Origin of the sequence: Hungatella hominis (assembly GCF_014288005.1) — a bacterium.
Classification (GTDB): Bacteria; Bacillota; Clostridia; order Lachnospirales; family Lachnospiraceae; genus Hungatella; species Hungatella effluvii.
Map to the genome: position 1 here is coordinate 1 of NZ_JACOPB010000080.1, position 519 is coordinate 519.

Here is a 519-nt window from a genome sequence, read left to right on the forward strand (position 1 = left end):
CTGATAACTGGGGTGAAGTCGTAACAAGGTAGCCGTATCGGAAGGTGCGGCTGGATCACCTCCTTTCTAAGGAAGAAGAAGTAAGGGTTTTATATACTGTTGAGTCTTGTGTTTCAAAGAAAACAATTTAATAGGAAACGCCAAGAAAGACTAGAAAATTTCTGGTGCCGATGCGCTTAGGGGAAACACCCGTACCCATCCCGAACACGATGGTTAAGACTTAAGCGGCCGATGGTACTATGCTGGAGACGGCATGGGAGAGCAGGTGGGTGCCAGATTATCTATGGGGGTGTAGCTCAGTTGGGAGAGCACCTGCCTTGCAAGCAGGGGGTCAAGAGTTCGAATCTCTCCATCTCCACTCGGTATGAAGAAGGAAGCCGTCAGGCGGAATGAAGCATGCCAGCATGTACCTTGAAAACCACATATTGAATATATCTAGATAGATTCTTTTAAGGGATTTCGATCCCGAGAAAGAGTAAATCAAGACATCCGAGGTGTTATATCGTAACAGATATAACC

General features: G+C 46.2%; 1 tRNA gene and 2 rRNA genes. All 3 read left to right on the top strand.

Annotated elements, in window-relative coordinates:
- Window positions 1–66 (top strand): 16S ribosomal RNA (locus tag H8S75_RS32435); the annotation flags it as partial.
- A gap of 94 nt (window positions 67–160) precedes the next feature.
- A 5S ribosomal RNA gene (gene rrf / locus H8S75_RS32440) occupies window positions 161–278 on the top strand.
- A 7-nt stretch (window positions 279–285) separates the two neighbouring features.
- Window positions 286–358, top strand: a tRNA-Ala gene (locus H8S75_RS32445).
- Window positions 359–519 lie beyond the last annotated feature (161 nt).